Below are 15,686 nucleotides of genomic sequence, written 5' to 3'. Positions count from 1 at the left end.
TCATTACCAGCATAACCTCTCTGCCAACCCTAAACGGACAGCGTACCAACTCTGAAATATAGATGATTGTAACCCCCAATGTGTTCAAAAAAATCACAAATTTTTTCAGCCCCCCGAAATCACCCGTAAACAGAGGCAAAATCGCCTTTAGCGAATGGGGATATCCGAAAAAACCTTCGTGTGTGAACGCAACCTGAGCACTCGCGCCAATGGCGTTCGGCCCGCCGTGGCGAGGGATTCGCGCAGCGCCTGCTCTTTGCCTGGACCGGAAGCCAGCACCCAGACCTGTCGCGCCGCCCCGATCATGCGGTAACCCAGCGTTATGCGGTGCGGTGGTGGCTTGGTTGCGGTGACGGCACGATAGATTGACCTGTCCAAGATGACGCCTTCCGGTTCGCCTGGGAAGATTGACGCCACGTGTCCATCCTCGCCCATGCCCAAGAAAACAATGTCGAGCGTCGGTTGCCCGTTTTGGGTGCCAGGCACGACCCGGCCCAACTCCGCGGCGGCGGTCACAGCGGCCTTCTGTGGATTTAGTTCACCTGGAATTCTATGAATCTGCCCAGACGCAATCTTCAATGGATCCAGCAAGTGGTCATAGGCGATGGCGAAATTACTTTCCGCATCCGTCGGCGGAACACACCGTTCATCCGCCCAAAAAAAATGGACGGGAGCGAAGGAAACGTTCCGGGCTTTGGCCAGTTCGACCACCGCTGCAAAGAACTGCCGCGCAATCCGTCCGCCGGACAATGCGACGAATTGCGGCGCGCCGGCGTGACTTGCGGTTTCCACTTCCGAAATCCAGGCGCTCGCCACCGTTTGAGCTAAAGCGACGGCGTTCGGCAAAGTAAAAAGCTCAAAGTTTGTCATGCGAAGATTGGTTATCAACGCCGGGAGGCGGACTCGGCTTCCAGATGGCGAGTTCTCACGCTCTCCTCCTGCTCAGGTAATCGGTTGCGGATTACGCCACGCGTGTCCACGAGCAGTCAACAACTCGTCGGCCGCCGCCGGCCCCCAGGTGCCGGCAGAATAAAACTCGTGTCCCGTAAGCGGCTGGCCATCCCAACCCTCCCGAATCGGGTCCACAATGCTCCAGGCCGTTTCCACTTCGTCGCGACGGATGAACAGCGTGCCGTCGCCGGACAACACTTCCAGCAGCAACCGCTCATACGCTTCAGGCGTGTACGCGCCAAATTCCGCGTCATAACTGAAATGCATCCGCACCGGGCGCAGTTGAAGATTGGTGCCGGGGATTTTGCCGTTGAAGCGCAACGTGATGCCCTCGTTCGGTTGCAACCGCAACGTGATCGCGTTGGCGTCCAGTTTCGGTCCGCATTGCGCGGCGAACAGCACGTGCGGCGTGGGACGGAACTGCACGCGCACTTCGCTCGCGCTGAGGGGCAGATTCTTTCCGAACCGCAGATAAAACGGCACGCCCGACCAGCGCCAGTTGTCGATGAAGAGTTTCAGCGCCACGAACGTTTCCACGTTCGAGTTCGGACTCACTTTGGTCTCCTGGCGATAGGCTGGGCGCGGCTGACCATCGATTTCGCCCGCCGCGTATTGACCGCGCACCACGGCGCCCACCACCTGGCTGGGATGCAACAAACGGATTGATTTCAGCAGCTTGACCTTTTCGTCGCGCACCGACTCCGCCTCCAACGACACCGGCGGTTCCATGGCCATCAGCGCGAGCACCTGCAACATGTGATTTTGCACCATGTCCCGCAACGCGCCAGCTTCCTCATAATATCCGCCGCGCGTGCCGACGCCCAGTTTTTCACTGACGGTCATTTGCACGTGATCGACCGACTGGCGATTCCAGAGCTGCTCGAAAATCGAATTGGAAAAGCGGAACATCAAAATGTTCTGCACCGTCTCCTTGCCCAGATAATGATCAATGCGGTAGATCTGGGTTTCGTGGGCGAACCGGGTCAGTTCCGCATTCAACTTCTTCGCCGACGCCAGATCGTGGCCAAACGGTTTTTCCACCACCACCCGTTGCCAGAACCCGCCGGCTTCCTTCTTCTGCAACAGACCGGCGTTGTGCAAATGCTCGACTACTTCAGCGAACTGGCTGGGCGACGTGGACAGATAAAAAACGAGGTTGCGCCGCAGCGGTTCGTTGCAAAACCCGGTGAGTTGTTGCTCCAGCTTTTGGTAGGCGGCGAGATCCGAGAATTCACCCTGGCAATAGGACACGTTTGCCGAAAACGCCGACCATTGTTCCTCGTTCACCGGTTGGGTGCGGGAAAACTTGTCCAGCGCCGTCTTCAATTCCACGCGCCATTCGGCGTCGGTCTTCGAGCGACGCGCAAAGCCAATGATGCGGAAGGGCGACGGCAATTGTTTCTCGCCAAACAGATGATAAAAGGCAGGGATCAATTTGCGCGCGGTCAAATCGCCGCTCGCGCCAAAAATCACAATCGTGCACGGCTCGACCGCTTTGCGCCCGAAGTCCAGGCGGCACGTCAGCAATTCGTCCAACTGTTCCACGTGATTCATGGGTCAAGACAATGAAGGACGCCCCGCGCCTTTTCAACCACGATGATGACGGCCAATCCGCACGCGATCACAACCGGCCGCCTCCGCCGTTTGGAATTCCGCCTTCAGGCGGCCTTGGATTAACACCCACCCCGACCGCCTAAGCCGTCTCTATGTAGTTGAACACGCCCCTCACCCCGGCCCTCTCCCCATCCGATGGGGAGAGGGTGAAACTGCGGCGACGTTGCGGCAAATCACCCAACGGTGCGCGTCGTCCATACGCGCGAAAATATTCCCTCTCCCCGTCCGACGGGGAGAGGGCCAGGGTGAGGGGTTCTTCGGTCTGCATCGTTACGGCTAAGGCGGAACTCCAAACCAAGTGCCCCACGCCTTCGGTGGTAGTTAGTGTCCGGTGGCGACCACGCGTCAGCAATCACGCCCGGGTTTGTGAATCGTCCGTTGACAGTCGCGCGAGTGGAGTTTATTCACGCCGCATGACAACCCGCAGAGACAAAACCAACGCCCCGCTTTCCCGCCGGGTTTTTCTGAAGCAGTCAGGTTTGATGCTTGGTGCGGTGACGGTCGCAGACAAGACCCTCTTTGGTGCCGAGCCATCGGATGCAACGGGCAACAAGTTGCGCGCCGCCGTCATCGGTCATACTGGTAAAGGAGATTACGGCCACGGGCTCGACATTGTTTTCAACGACAGCGCAAACGTTCAGGTGGTGGCCGTGGCCGATCCGAACCCATCGGGCCGCGCCAAGGCGGCGGAAAAAAGCAAAGCGCTTCGTCAATACGACGATTACCACCTCATGTTGGAAAAGGAGAAACCGCAACTGGTGGCCGTCGCGCCACGGTGGACCGATCAACATCACGCAATGACGATGGCAGCTCTCAAGGTTGGCGCGCACGTTTACTCGGAAAAGCCGTTTACTCAAACGCTCGCGGAGGCGGATGACTCGCTGGTGTTCGCCGAGAAAGCCGGGTTGAAGATTGCCGTCGCCCATCAAATGCGTCTCGCGCCAAGCATCCTTCATCTAAAGCGTGAGATGGAGAATGGCTTGATCGGCGACCTGCTCCAGATTCGTGCTTATGGAAAACAGGACGCGCGCGCCGGCGGCGAAGACATGTTGGTGTTGGGCACACATTTGTTCGACCTGATTCGGTTCTTTGCCGGCGAACCGCTGTGGTGTGCGGCGCGCGTGTTGTGGAAGGGACGTGACATTACGCGACAGGACGCGCGCACGGTCACCGAGCAAATCGGGCCGGTGGCCGGCGACGAAATTGAAGCGCGGTTCGCGTTCGCCAACGGCGTCATTGCCAGTTTCACCAGTCGAGCCAAACTGCGAGACAGCATCGGACACTGGGGAATTGAAATCATTGGCAGTAAAGCCAGCGTCCGCATTCTCGCCGATGTTTGTCCCACAATTTACTGGTCGAAGCCGGGCAAATGGGAAACATCGGGTAAAACTGATCAATGGCGGCGACTGGAAAATGATCCCATGCTCAATGCCAATGAGGCAGAACGCGGTTTCATTCCGGCCAATCAACGCGTCGTGGACGATTGGCTTGAGGCCATCCAGAAGAATCGCGAACCGGTTTGCAGCGGTCGCGCGGGAATGAAAGCTGTGGAAATGGTGATGGCAGTCTATCACGCCGGACTCAGCGGCGCTCGCGTGCCGATGCCGCTCACCGACCGGTCACATCCGCTTAAAGCGGCGTGAAGTTTCGGATGCGATGAATCTGGCTGATGTAATTCCGGATGAAGATTATCGACTGCAGATGCGTTTCGAGCGCGGAAACGTCGCCGAATTCTTTGCACCCACGGAACGCCATGAGGAACTGATTTCACAGCGGCGACATTGGCTGCAAACCGCGCCGCAGACCTACGCCGCACTCTTGCCGGAAGGAATTCCGCTGCTGGACGAAACGATAGAGAGGGCGTGCTTATGGCAAGCGGATGCTCCGCTTGCTCGATTGAAAGAAGCAAATTCTCCCTGGGAACGCTGCCTCGCACTGGGCGAAACCCTCGAACCGGATTTCCTCCTCTTGAAGCCGCAAGCCGAGGGCTGCTTTCATCTGCTGGCCGGCTGCGTTTGCTTTCCCTCCTCCTGGAGTCTGGCGGAAAAAATTGGCCGACCGCTGGAATTCATTCACGGTGTGGTGCCCGGCTTGAACTCGCAGCTCGGAAATCAAATCCACGGATTTCTGAGCAAGATCAAACCCGGCATCGCCTGGCAACGCGCCAACTGGGGGCTCAGCCGTTCGCCGGAGTTAAATCAACATCCGGAACGCCGACTCCCGCGCTTCGATGCTTCCGTGAGTCTGACAGAGATCTGGTTGCGCGTGGAACATCAGGCGCTCGTAGCATTGCCGCAAAACCAGGGAATTCTATTCGGCATCCGGATCGCCATTCACCCGCTCGCCGAGCTGAAGAAGGATTCAACAGTGGCAGAACGACTCAGCCGCGTATTGCAAACGATGCCGGAGGAGATGGCGCGATACAAAAATCTCGCCACGGCCCGTTCAACCATCATTGCATTATTGCAGTCCTGATGACTGGAAACCACCATGAGACCTATGAAACCTATTCTCTGCACAACCCTCACGTTTTGTCTTCTCGCATCTAACTTCGTTCAAGCTGAAGCCACGCGCAAAACGGCGAGCTATAAACGCGTCAAGGCGTATCTTGATTCCATTCCCGCCATCGACACGCACGATCATCTTTTCCCGCTCGAAACATTGCCGGGATACGTTGAGACGGACCACGGTCGCGGGATGAATCTCTCTGGCATTTGGCGCAACAGTTATTTCACGGGTTTCAATCCGCTCACGCCGTGGAAATCCGGCGGTTCGTTCGACGAGTGGTGGGACAAAGCCAAAAACGATTTTACTAATGCCCGCGCGACGAGCGTTTATCGCTACCAACTCCCCGCCTTTCAAGACCTCTACGGCGTTGACTTCGACACCATCACTGACGCGCAGGCCCGCAAGTTGAATGAGCGCATCTTCAAGAACTATCAGGACCAGAAATGGATTTACCACGTTGTCACCGAGCGGGCGAACATCGAACTCATGGTCAACGATCCTTACTGGGCGAGGTTGAAACTCAAGACCTACTATCCGTTTGAAGTGCTGGTGTTCAATGTTACGACGCTTGTGCGCGGTTTCCATCCTACCGAATACAGCGACAAGAATCCGTGGGACAGCCCGTACTACTTTGCCAAAGAAGCCGGTCTGGAGATCAAATCGCTCGACGACTACTTGAACGCTCTTGATCAGTTGTTTCAGAAGGCCAAAGCCGCGGGCGCAATCTGCCTGAAAACGACGTTGGCCTACGAGCGAACGCTGCTTTTTGAAAACGTGCCAAAGGAAATCGCCGAGAAAACTTTTGGTCGGCCGCGCAGTGAACTCACAGCCAGGGAAATCAAAGACTTTGAAGACTTCATCATGTGGCGGCTGGTTGAGTTCAGTGCCAGGTACGAGCTGCCATTTCAAATTCACACCGGACACGGCCGGCTGGCCGGCTCGAACCCGATGTTGCTGCTCGACCTCATCACGTCCAATCCAAGAACCAAGTTCATTCTGTTTCACGGCGGTTATCCGTGGATTGGCGAGACGGGCGCGATTGGGATGCGTCACGGTTCGCATGTCTGGATTGATTCGGTCTGGATGCCGACGCTCAGCTACACGATGGCCAAACGCGCTTACCACGAATGGCTTGAAGTGATGCCGTCCGACCACATCTTATGGGGAGCAGACTGCAATCACGCCGAGGGCATTTACGGCGCCACTGAAATGACGCGCCGTTGTCTGGCAGAAGTGCTGGCCGAAAAAATTACGAGCGGCGATCTCAAAGAGGAGTTCGCGCTGAAGATTGGCAAACAAATTCTCCGCGACAACGCACTGAAATTATTTCCGCAACTCAACGACCGTCTCTGGAAACACAAGGGCAAACTCGAACCGCCCTCAGAATTTGGCAACGAGGTGAAGTGAGCTTGTTGGTTTCAACTCCAATGGCTCAGTCACGCCCTGCAGTCCGGTACTTACTCTGAGCAAGGTTAGTAGTCCGGCATCCACAGTTCTGGATGCGGCTGATGGTCGTAGTTCCACATCGGCGCGGTATTCGTGGGATTGAACAAAACCCACGGATTCATGGCCGCAACGTGTCCATCGCAGAACAGTTGATTGTAATTCTTCCCGTGTCGTTCTTCGCCAAAAGCGAATTCGTTTCCCGCGCCGTTGTAAGGAAACCTCAAGAATCCGCATTGCGTGTCGCACTCTCCGCCTGGATAGCCATTTACCTTCGCGTTTAAGAACCTGGATTCACAAATGGCCAACATCTCGCTAGGCACCTTTATTTGACTTTCAGAAACTGCCCGAAACGGCGACGATTTGTGATAGGTTGGTCCCAAACCGAATTGGTCGTCGGGAAAACGAATATTAATACCAAGATTAGGATTCTGATGACCGGAGACAGGTGGTCGAACTCCCCTCTGATTGTATGCGTAGGCACCAAAGGGAGGACGACTGCCGACCTCTCCCACTATTGCCCCTTTGTATCCTGGACAGTGGTATTTCGCGACCGTCCACTTCACCGGGTAGTAAGGCAGAAGCTTCGCCCACCAATACCGCGTGTTCGCAACTCCAACTGCGTCGTCAAATTCGGGAGCATAAGGGTTCACCCCATACGGATATTTACTCCCGTTCTCATGCACGTACATTTGCAGAGCAATCCCCATTTGCCGAAGGTGGTTTTTGCAGGCGGTCGAGCGCGCGTGCGCCTTGGCATAGGAAAGTGCCGGAAGCAGCAAGCCGGCCAGGATGCCAAGGATGGCGATAACCACCAAGAGTTCGATAAGTGTGAAAGCGCGACCTCGGGAATTACTTTCCTTCGCTTGAACGAGGCTATTGCACAGTTTCGTCATAACTCATGACTTTCGAACAAAACTCTCCAAAACTGACCTTTACTTGCTTTGTAAAAAACGCGGTTGCTGAACTCGGTCTTGCTATAAGAAATAGACCACCCCGCCCGCGAAATGTCACGCAGAAGGTTGAGTCGAATACGCCATCTTGAAACAAGGTCAGGGTAGGCAAGCTCAACGCTGCACCTTTCTCATTTGACCGGAGAAAATATTTTGTCACCATCCCGCCATGAACTCTCCCAATTCAACAGCTTGGCTTCCTTCCCTCGCGGCACTTTTGTTATCGCCCGTCCTTTCCACTGCCGAAGTGAACAAGGCGGAGCAAATCGCGCCGGACGTTTATTTCCATGAAGGCGACCTCCAAGGCCACGGTCATTGCAACAATGGCTGGATTGTTTTTGAAGATTATGTGCTGGTCATCGACGGCAATTTCCCGTCCGGCGCGCAAGAGATCATTCCCAAGATCAAGGCCATCACGGACAAGCCGATTCGTTTCGCCTTCGATACGCATCATCACGGCGACCACGCCTACGGCAATCAAGTCTGGGTGGACAACGGCGCGGTGCCGGTCGCACACGTCGGCGTCATTGACGAGATGAAGAAGTATGAAACCGGCTATTACGGCGGCAAGCCGGGTCGCTGGGAAGACGCCGCCAAGGGCCGCAAGGATGTCGCCGCGAGCAAATTGAAACCACCCTCGCTGCTTTACGACAAGGACATGATCTTCGACGACGGCAAACATCGCGTGGAGTTGCATTACTTCGGCGTGGCGCACACGCACGGCGACGGCTTCGCGTGGTTGCCCAAGGAAAAAATCCTGTTCACCGGCGACGCCTGCGTGAACGGCCCATACAACTACATGAACGACGGCAACGCGGAGCAATGGGTCAAGACTCTGGCCGCCGCCAAGAAACTCGGCGCCAAAACGATTTGCCCAGGGCACGGTCCCATGGGCACAGGTCAAGTTCTCGAAGACCAACAGAAGTTTTTTGTTGAATTACGGAAACAGGTCAGCAAGTACGCGAGCAAGAAGCCGGAAGAAGTAAAGGCAGCGGTGGATGACATCAAGGCCGCTCTGCTGAAACAAAAACCGATTGCGCATTATGTCGGCGATTTCTTTCCGGCCCAGGTCGAGAAGGTGTACGTCGAAATGGGCGGCAAACCGTTTCAACCTCAGACTGCAGCCGTTGACGATCACCAGCAACACGCCCGCGATCACGGCAAAGAGTTGGTCCAAAGCAAGTGATGATGGCTGGCATGACAGACCGGTAGGGCCGGCTCTCCGAGCCGGCCGCGCGGCGCTTTCGGAGAAAGCGCCCTAGCATCTTTTGGAGAGTTCGAGGCCTCCGACCGCTTTTTTCCGCTTCCAACATTAACAATTTGTAATGTTCGAGAAATCTCTGAGCAAAATGCCTATGTCAAGTTGTCTATGTAGCGACTGGGGTTTGGATGAATCCCTCTCGAACAGTTAAACAAAAGAACGATGATTTTGAAATAGATCAGGAATGTCGCGGTGGCTGACTTCGAAAAGTCGGCTGCCACCGCGCGTTTCGATCACATTTGAGAAAGGCATAATTATGAAAACTGCATGGAAAAGAATTGGAGCCATTGGTCTGGTGGCGTTGATGGGCGGCGCGCTGACCTGGGTCACAACCACCCTGGCATTTGAAAAATCGTCCGGCGGGAAATCGGCCAAGACGACGGTGCCCATCGTCGTTAATGAATCGCCGGTAACGCGCGAAAACAAAATGACCACGAGTTTTTCGCCCGTGGTGAAAAAGGTCGCGCCGAGTGTCGTGAATGTGTTCACGACCAAGACGGTGAAGAATCCATCCCCGGAAATGCTTCCGTTTTTTGGCGACCCGTTTTTCCGGAGGTTCTTTGGCGACCAGTTTGATGAGAACCAGCCGCGACGGCGACAACAGCCACAGCAGCCGCGAACCTTCAAGGAACGCAGCCTCGGCTCCGGCGTCATTGTCACCAAGGACGGCTATATCCTGACGAACAATCACGTTGTGGACGGCGCCGATGAAATCAAGGTGACCCAGGAAAAATCCAAACAGGAATACAGTGCAAAAGTTGTCGGCCGTGATCCTAAGACGGACGTCGCCGTGCTGAAGATCGACGCGAAAGACCTGCCGTTCGTTACGTTTGCCGACAGTGACAAGATTGAAGTCGGCGATGTGGTGCTGGCCATTGGCAATCCCTTCGGCATCGGCCAGACCGTCACAATGGGGATCGTCAGCGCCACCGGTCGCGGCGGCATGGGCATCGAAGACTACGAAGACTTCATTCAAACCGACGCCGCGATCAATCCGGGAAACTCCGGCGGCGCGTTGGTGGATGCGGAAGGCCGGTTGGTTGGCGTCAACACCGCCATCTACAGTCGCAGTGGCGGCAACATGGGTGTCGGGTTCGCCATTCCGGTAAACTTGGTGCGCAGCGTCATGGATCAACTCATCCACGGAGGCAAAGTGGTGCGCGGTTATTTGGGGGTAATGCTTCAGGAATTAACGCCGGAACTCGCGAAGGAATTCAAAGTGCCCGACTCTGGCGGAGCGCTGGTTGGGGAAGTCATGGAACGTAGCGCCGCTGCGGAAGCCGGATTGAAATACGGGGACGTGATCATTGAGTTTGACGGCAAGGCCGTTCAAGACCACCGGACTTTGAAGTTGATGGTTGGCCAGACCCCGCCCGGCAAGAAAGTCGATGTCAAGGTGCTTCGCGACGGGAAAGAAAAGACCTTCAAAGTTACGCTGAAGGAAATGGCGGAAGAAAAAGCCGCCGCTGGCACTCGCGAACCCAGTGAAAAGGAGAGCGATGCGCTCAACGGCGTTGAGGTCGGCGACATTGACGCGGCGGCGCGCAGCCAATTAAAAATCCCCGCCAGTGTGAGTGGGGCGCTGATCACGAACGTGGACCCAAATTCTGCTTCCTTTGAAGCTGGCTTGCGCGAAGGCGATGTAATTCAGGAGGTCGATCACAAATCGGTCAAGAACGCGGAAGAAGCTGTGGAAGTCAGCAAGCACATCAAGGTGAAGAAGGTGCTCGTGCGGGTTTGGAGCAAGGGTGGCAGCCGATTCATCATCGTGGACGAGAGCAAAGAGAAGTAACTTGGCCACCGCAAAGTTTTCCCGAAGTCGATTTCAGGAAAACTTTTTCTTTGTGACCAGCAACTCGAATCATGGCAGACTTATGGAAGCCGACCGCAACGGGAGCAGTGTGCTTGTGGCGCCAACCCGCGGCGACGGCAACCAAGTCTGCCTCATGCGCGTATTGGTCATTGAAGATGATCGGAAGATCGCCTCGTTTGTCACCAAGGGGCTGAAGCAAAGCGGCTTTGCCGTCGATCACGCGCCCGACGGCGACGAGGGCCTGCACCTGGCGCTGTCCACGCCGTACGACGCGGCGGTGATCGACATCATGCTGCCCAAGCGGGACGGCTTGAGCGTTGTGCAGGAACTGCGCCGCAAAAAAATCAACCTGCCCGTTCTGATCCTGAGCGCCAAGGCTTCGGTGGACGACCGCATCAAGGGTTTGCAAAGTGGCGGCGATGATTACCTGGTAAAGCCGTTTGCCTTCAGCGAACTGCTGGCGCGCGTGCAGGCGTTGATTCGCCGTTCCACCAGCGCAACCGAGCCGACGACATTGACCGTCGGCGACCTGAGCATGAACCTCGTGACACGTGAAGTGACGCGGGCGAACCAAAATATCGAGTTGCAGGCGCGGGAGTTTTCCTTGCTCGAATACCTGATGCGCAACGCCGGCAAAGTGGTTTCCAAGACGATGATCCTCGAACATGTCTGGGACTACAGCTTCGATCCGCAGACCAACGTCGTGGACGTGGTGGTCTGCCGCGTGCGCAACAAAGTGGACCGGGACTTCGAGAAAAAGTTGATTCATACCCTGCGCGGAGTCGGCTATGTCCTCAAAACCAATTGAACGCGCCAGCGGCAGCTTCAGCCTGCGGTTGAATTTCTGGTATTCGGCATTTTTTATTTTCACCGCCTGCGCCCTGTTTGTGCTGGCCTATTTCATTCTCTCCTCGTCGATTCAGCAGAAGGAAAGGGAAGTCATTCGCGCCAAGCTGGCGGAATACCGCGCCTGGTATGAAGGCGGCGGGCTGAGCGGACTGAGCGAAAGGTTTTTCAACACGCCGAACAGCGGACGGAACGCTTTTTTTGTGCGCATCGTCGGCGCGCGCAACAATGCGCTCTTCGTCAGCGTCCCGGAAGAATGGCGCGACTTTGATTTGAAAAAAGTCGAGTTGATCGGCGTCGAGGAACGGCAGCCGTGGTTTTCGCTGACCGGCAAGAACAATCAAAAGGTCTGGATGTTCGCTTCGGCCGCGTTGAGTGACGGCCGCGTGTTGCAAGTCGGCAAGAGCACGGAGAACGCCGAAGAACTGCTGGCCCATTTCCGCGTCGTATTTGCCACCGTCATGATCGCGGTCATCGTTTTGGGCTTCACTGGCGGCGCTTTCTTGACGCGACGCGCGCTGTTACCCATCCGGCACTTGATTCGAACCGTCCGTTCCATCATTGAGACTGGACGGATGGACGCCCGCGTGCCAGCGCGCAAGAACCATGATGAACTCGATGAACTCGTCAATTTGTTCAATCGAATGCTGGAAAAAAATGAAGCGCTCATTCGCGGCATGAGAGAGGCGCTGGACAATGTCGCCCATGATTTGCGCACGCCGATGGCGCGGTTGCGCGGCACGGCCGAACTTGCCTTGCAGAGTTCTGGCAATCCTGAAGCCTGCCGCGAAGCGCTGGCCGATTCAATGGAAGAATCCGAGCGCGTCCTGACAATGCTGAAAACCTTGATGGACATCTCGGAAGCCGAAACCGGCACCATGAAGCTCGACATCACGGACATCAATTTGCCGGCCTTGATCAGCAACGTCATCGAGCTTTATCAAATCGTTGCCGAGGACAAAAAGATTTCCCTCACCGCCAATGCGCCCGCGAACCTGACGCTTCAGGCCGATCGCAATCGCATTCAACAGGCGCTCGCCAATCTCATCGACAACGCCATCAAATACACGGCGGCTGGCGGAAAAGTGGAGATCGTGGCCGCTCAAAAGAACGGACAAATCATCATCAGCGTCAAAGATACCGGCCTGGGAATTTCGGCAGAAGAGTTGCCGCGAATTTGGGACCGGCTTTATCGTGGCGACAAAAGCAGGAATGAAAAAGGGCTTGGCCTCGGTTTGAGCCTTGTCAAAGCCGTTGTACAGGCGCATCGCGGTTCCGTCGAGGTATCGAGCGAGCCGGAGAAAGGTTCGACATTCACAATCCTGCTCCCCGCCACGCAAACCCCGAAGACTTGAAAGCCTTCGCAATCTAGGTCGCAGCCAATAGCGGCAAAGGACTGCCGCACTCCAAGACCCAAAGCGATTGCCTGCGACGCATGAACCGCGCGAAGCGTCGTGGAGTGCGGCAGTCTTCTGCCGCTTTTCCACCAGCGCATTGACCGCCACTTCCAGTCGCCGTCCCCACCCAGCCGCGATCTTGACTTTCCGCCTCCGGCGGTGATAGCTTCACCGCATACACTTGGAACGAAAATTCAAAGGACACAATCCACAACCGGACAAGCCGCTGATGAGGGCCATCATTTTCCACGGGTTCAACCTCGCCGTGGTCGCCATCCTCACGGCCCTGCCCATCGGCGCGCAATCGCCCATTGACACTCCTCTCGCCGCTCGCCAGTCCACGCCGATCCCCATGGACCAACTCGGTGCCGTGGCGACAAAACAGTATCAGGGCGACGGCCTGTCAGTCAGCGCCACGCCGGACGGTGCGCAACTGCGCTGCGCCTTCCAAGGACTCGAAGGCACGGTGACCCGCGACGGTCTCTGGCTCAGTTCCACTGCGGACAATTCTGCCGGCGAACCCTTCCGCGTGGTGGCCGTCCAGGTAGGGCGCGCCACTCCGTGCGCGCCGGTTGAAGATTTTGTTTTTGGTGTTAGCAATCCCCTCACCCGGCCTTCGGCCACCCTCTCCCCATCCGATGGGGAGAGGGACGGGGTGAGGGGTCCGCTGATTTGCGCCGGTGACGTGACGGTGGACGGTTCGATCGCCCGGTTCATCCGGCCCGGCTTGACGGAGGAATACTCGGTAAGCGTTGACGGCGTGCGCCAGGATTTTATCGTGGAACAACGGCCTGAAGGGGAAGGCGAGCTGCGCGTGGAACTGGACGTGACCGGCGCAAAGGCTGAGCCGCTGGTCAATGGCGCTCGCCCCGTGAGATATTCGGCAGGCGGGACAGCGGCGGAACAAAAGGACCTGTTATCTCACGGGGCAAGACTGGTGCTGGACGGCTCCGGACGAGAGCTTGCCTACAACCGTCTCCGCGCGGTGGATGCGACGGGACGCGAGTTGCCAGCGCGGATGGAAGTAGCGTCGGGCATCCTGCCTGACGTGGAGGGCGTGCATCCTGCCGCCCGGACATCGCCTGCAACTTTTCCAACGCACAATTTCCAGGACACAGCAGAATCCGCCGAGCTGGAAGCCTCGGCTCTACGGCAGGCGGGGACGCCTGCCGCTACCCGGCTAGCCGTGGTGGTGGACGATGCTTCGGCAGTTTATCCCGTGCGGATTGACCCCACGTTCAGCGACGCGGACTGGGTCAGCATGGGAGGATTGCCAGGGGCCGATGGTATTGTGAATGCCGTGGTGGTTGACGGTGCCGGCAATCTTTACATTGGCGGCAGCTTTACCATCGCTGGCGAGGTGAAAGCGAATCGTGTGGCTCGATGGAATGGCACTGCATGGTCAGCCTTGGGTTCTGGATTGGAAGGATCAGACTACGCGGACGTCACCGCCCTAGCAGTGTCGGGCATGGATCTGTACGCGGGAGGCAGGTTTACGATGGCGGGGGGGATTGCAGCGACGAACGTGGCCAAATGGAACGGGAGTATGTGGTCGGCATTGGGGTCGGGCGTGAACAACTACGTCCGTGCGTTGGCGGTGTCCGGCACGAACTTCTATGTGGGAGGTGATTTCAGCATGGCGGGCGGGGTGACGGTGATGGGCATAGCCAAATGGGACGGGAGTACATGGTCGTCGTTGGGTTCAGGGCTGGGAGGAGTGCAATCTCCGGGCGTCTATGCGCTCGCCGTGAGCGGCACGAATCTTTTCGTGGGAGGTTATTTCACGACGGCTGGCGGACTTCCCGCCAACCGGATTGCCAGATGGAACGGGAGCGCGTGGTCTGCCTTGGGTTCCGGAATTGGGAGTTTCTTCGGTTACGTCAAGGCACTGACGGTGTCCGGTACGAATTTGATTGCGGGAGGCAGGTTCGACACTGCGGGTGGAGTGGCGGCCAATAATATTGCCAGATGGGATGGAAACTCATGGTCAGCCTTGGGATCGGGTGCAGGCTCCACTGTCTATGCTTTGGCGGTGTCCGGCACGAACCTCTATGCCGGAGGAGATTTCACCACGGCGGGCGGGACGACAGTCAACTGGATAGCCAAGTGGGACGGGACTGCCTGGTCAAATGTGGGTTCAGGAGTGAACAATCAGGTCTATGCGTTAGCGGTGTCCGGCACTGACTTATATGCGGGAGGCTTTTTCTATATGGCAAGCGGAATCACGGCCAACCGGATCGCCAAGTGGGACGGGATTACGTGGTCAGCATTAGGGTCGGGGATGGGAGGGGTGCAATTCCCGTCCGTCTTTGCAGTAGCCGCGTCCAGCAGCAACCTGTATGTTGGCGGCTATTTCACAACGGTTGGAGGAATGACAGTAGACCGAATTGCCAAATGGGACGGCAGCGTGTGGTCGGCTTTGGGGTCGGGCGTCAACGATTCTGTCTATGCGCTGGCAGTGTCCGGCACGAACCTGTATGCGGGAGGCAGTTTCACCAATGCGGGCGGGGTGGCGGCCAACCGGATTGCCAAATGGGATGGGAGCGCGTGGTCGGCCTTGGGTTTGGGGATGAATAACTATGTGGGTGCCCTTGCGGTTTCCGGGACGAATCTATATGCGGGAGGATTGTTTTCCACGGCGGGCGGGACAGCAGCTACTAATATTGCGAAATGGGACGGGCGTACTTGGTCTGCCTTGGCTTCAGGGGTGAACCGAACTGTCTATGCGCTAGCGGCATCCGGCACGAACCTGTATGCGGGATGTCGTGTAGCAAACAAAGTTGGAAAAGAGTGTGCGATCAAAGTTGGAATGGATTCAGAACACTGGGCAATGGAGCAGAACGATGGGTTTGGCTTCTGGGTCTGGAGCGTGGCGGAGGTAGTAAATGTCTCCATCGGGG

At 56.8% G+C, this 15,686-nt stretch carries 12 protein-coding genes; 8 read left to right on the top strand and 4 right to left on the bottom strand.

Going from position 1 to position 15,686, the window contains the following annotated elements:
* Nucleotides 1–147: 147 nt before the first annotated feature.
* The 3 genes from pgl to HY298_14920 all read right to left on the bottom strand — a co-directional run bounded on the left by pgl (nt 148) and on the right by HY298_14920 (nt 2,833).
* On the bottom strand, nt 148–870 hold the full coding sequence (gene pgl / locus HY298_14930; protein MBI3851550.1) for a 6-phosphogluconolactonase: 723 nt from the start codon (nt 868–870) through the stop codon (nt 148–150).
* A gap of 72 nt (nt 871–942) precedes the next feature.
* Nucleotides 943–2,505 carry a glucose-6-phosphate dehydrogenase gene (gene zwf, locus HY298_14925; GenBank protein MBI3851549.1) on the bottom strand — a complete coding sequence of 521 codons (1,563 nt, stop codon included), beginning with the start codon at nt 2,503–2,505 and terminating at the stop codon, nt 943–945.
* A 139-nt stretch (nt 2,506–2,644) separates the two neighbouring features.
* Nucleotides 2,645–2,833, bottom strand: a complete 189-nt coding sequence (locus HY298_14920) for a hypothetical protein (protein MBI3851548.1) — start codon at nt 2,831–2,833, stop codon at nt 2,645–2,647.
* 145 nt (nt 2,834–2,978) lie between these two features.
* Between HY298_14920 and HY298_14915 the strand changes: the two genes are divergently transcribed.
* The 3 genes from HY298_14915 to HY298_14905 are packed head-to-tail and all read left to right on the top strand — an operon-like array spanning nt 2,979 to nt 6,480.
* The gene (locus tag HY298_14915; protein ID MBI3851547.1) at nt 2,979–4,208 is read left to right on the top strand and encodes a Gfo/Idh/MocA family oxidoreductase; all 1,230 of its coding nucleotides are present in this window, start codon (nt 2,979–2,981) and stop codon (nt 4,206–4,208) included.
* 13 nt (nt 4,209–4,221) lie between these two features.
* The gene (locus HY298_14910; GenBank protein ID MBI3851546.1) at nt 4,222–5,040 is read left to right on the top strand and encodes a DUF3445 domain-containing protein; all 819 of its coding nucleotides are present in this window, start codon (nt 4,222–4,224) and stop codon (nt 5,038–5,040) included.
* 24 nt (nt 5,041–5,064) lie between these two features.
* A complete protein-coding gene (locus HY298_14905) occupies nt 5,065–6,480 on the top strand; it encodes an amidohydrolase family protein (GenBank protein ID MBI3851545.1) in 1,416 nt (471 codons plus the stop codon).
* A 65-nt stretch (nt 6,481–6,545) separates the two neighbouring features.
* Here the strand turns inward: HY298_14905 and HY298_14900 are convergent, their stop codons facing one another.
* Nucleotides 6,546–7,412 (bottom strand): prepilin-type N-terminal cleavage/methylation domain-containing protein, encoded by an 867-nt coding sequence (locus HY298_14900; protein ID MBI3851544.1) that lies wholly within the window; start codon nt 7,410–7,412, stop codon nt 6,546–6,548.
* Between the two features lie 226 nt (nt 7,413–7,638).
* Between HY298_14900 and HY298_14895 the strand changes: the two genes are divergently transcribed.
* From HY298_14895 to HY298_14875, 5 genes are all read left to right on the top strand, one after another.
* Nucleotides 7,639–8,655, top strand: a complete 1,017-nt coding sequence (locus HY298_14895) for an MBL fold metallo-hydrolase (protein MBI3851543.1) — start codon at nt 7,639–7,641, stop codon at nt 8,653–8,655.
* Between the two features lie 331 nt (nt 8,656–8,986).
* Nucleotides 8,987–10,522 (top strand): DegQ family serine endoprotease, encoded by a 1,536-nt coding sequence (locus tag HY298_14890; protein MBI3851542.1) that lies wholly within the window; start codon nt 8,987–8,989, stop codon nt 10,520–10,522.
* A gap of 154 nt (nt 10,523–10,676) precedes the next feature.
* Complete coding sequence (locus HY298_14885) at nt 10,677–11,351, top strand: response regulator transcription factor (GenBank protein ID MBI3851541.1); 675 nt, start codon at nt 10,677–10,679, stop codon at nt 11,349–11,351.
* Complete coding sequence (locus tag HY298_14880; protein ID MBI3851540.1) at nt 11,332–12,744, top strand: ATP-binding protein; 1,413 nt, start codon at nt 11,332–11,334, stop codon at nt 12,742–12,744. Before HY298_14885 ends, HY298_14880 begins: the two co-directional genes overlap by 20 nt.
* Nucleotides 12,745–13,015: 271 nt before the next feature.
* Nucleotides 13,016–15,686: hypothetical protein (locus HY298_14875; protein ID MBI3851539.1), on the top strand; the 2,671-nt coding region annotated here is incomplete at its 3' end.

It is taken from the genome of Verrucomicrobiota bacterium (assembly GCA_016200005.1).
Taxonomy (GTDB): Bacteria; Verrucomicrobiota; Verrucomicrobiia; order Limisphaerales; family PALSA-1396; genus PALSA-1396.
The sequence above is the reverse complement of the archived record's forward strand: the minus strand, read 5'-3'. Positions and strand labels throughout refer to the sequence as shown.

Bases quoted from the DNA above. Each gene is read 5' to 3' on its own strand.
- pgl (MBI3851550.1), bottom strand. From the start codon at position 870: ATGACAAACTTTGAGCTTTTTACTTTGCCGAACGCCGTCGCTTTAGCT.
- zwf (MBI3851549.1), bottom strand. From the start codon at position 2,505: ATGAATCACGTGGAACAGTTGGACGAATTGCTGACGTGCCGCCTGGAC.
- HY298_14920 (MBI3851548.1), bottom strand. From the start codon at position 2,833: ATGCAGACCGAAGAACCCCTCACCCTGGCCCTCTCCCCGTCGGACGGG.
- HY298_14915 (MBI3851547.1), top strand. From the start codon at position 2,979: ATGACAACCCGCAGAGACAAAACCAACGCCCCGCTTTCCCGCCGGGTT.
- HY298_14910 (MBI3851546.1), top strand. From the start codon at position 4,222: ATGAATCTGGCTGATGTAATTCCGGATGAAGATTATCGACTGCAGATG.
- HY298_14905 (MBI3851545.1), top strand. From the start codon at position 5,065: ATGAAACCTATTCTCTGCACAACCCTCACGTTTTGTCTTCTCGCATCT.
- HY298_14900 (MBI3851544.1), bottom strand. From the start codon at position 7,412: ATGACGAAACTGTGCAATAGCCTCGTTCAAGCGAAGGAAAGTAATTCC.
- HY298_14895 (MBI3851543.1), top strand. From the start codon at position 7,639: ATGAACTCTCCCAATTCAACAGCTTGGCTTCCTTCCCTCGCGGCACTT.
- HY298_14890 (MBI3851542.1), top strand. From the start codon at position 8,987: ATGAAAACTGCATGGAAAAGAATTGGAGCCATTGGTCTGGTGGCGTTG.
- HY298_14885 (MBI3851541.1), top strand. From the start codon at position 10,677: ATGCGCGTATTGGTCATTGAAGATGATCGGAAGATCGCCTCGTTTGTC.
- HY298_14880 (MBI3851540.1), top strand. From the start codon at position 11,332: ATGTCCTCAAAACCAATTGAACGCGCCAGCGGCAGCTTCAGCCTGCGG.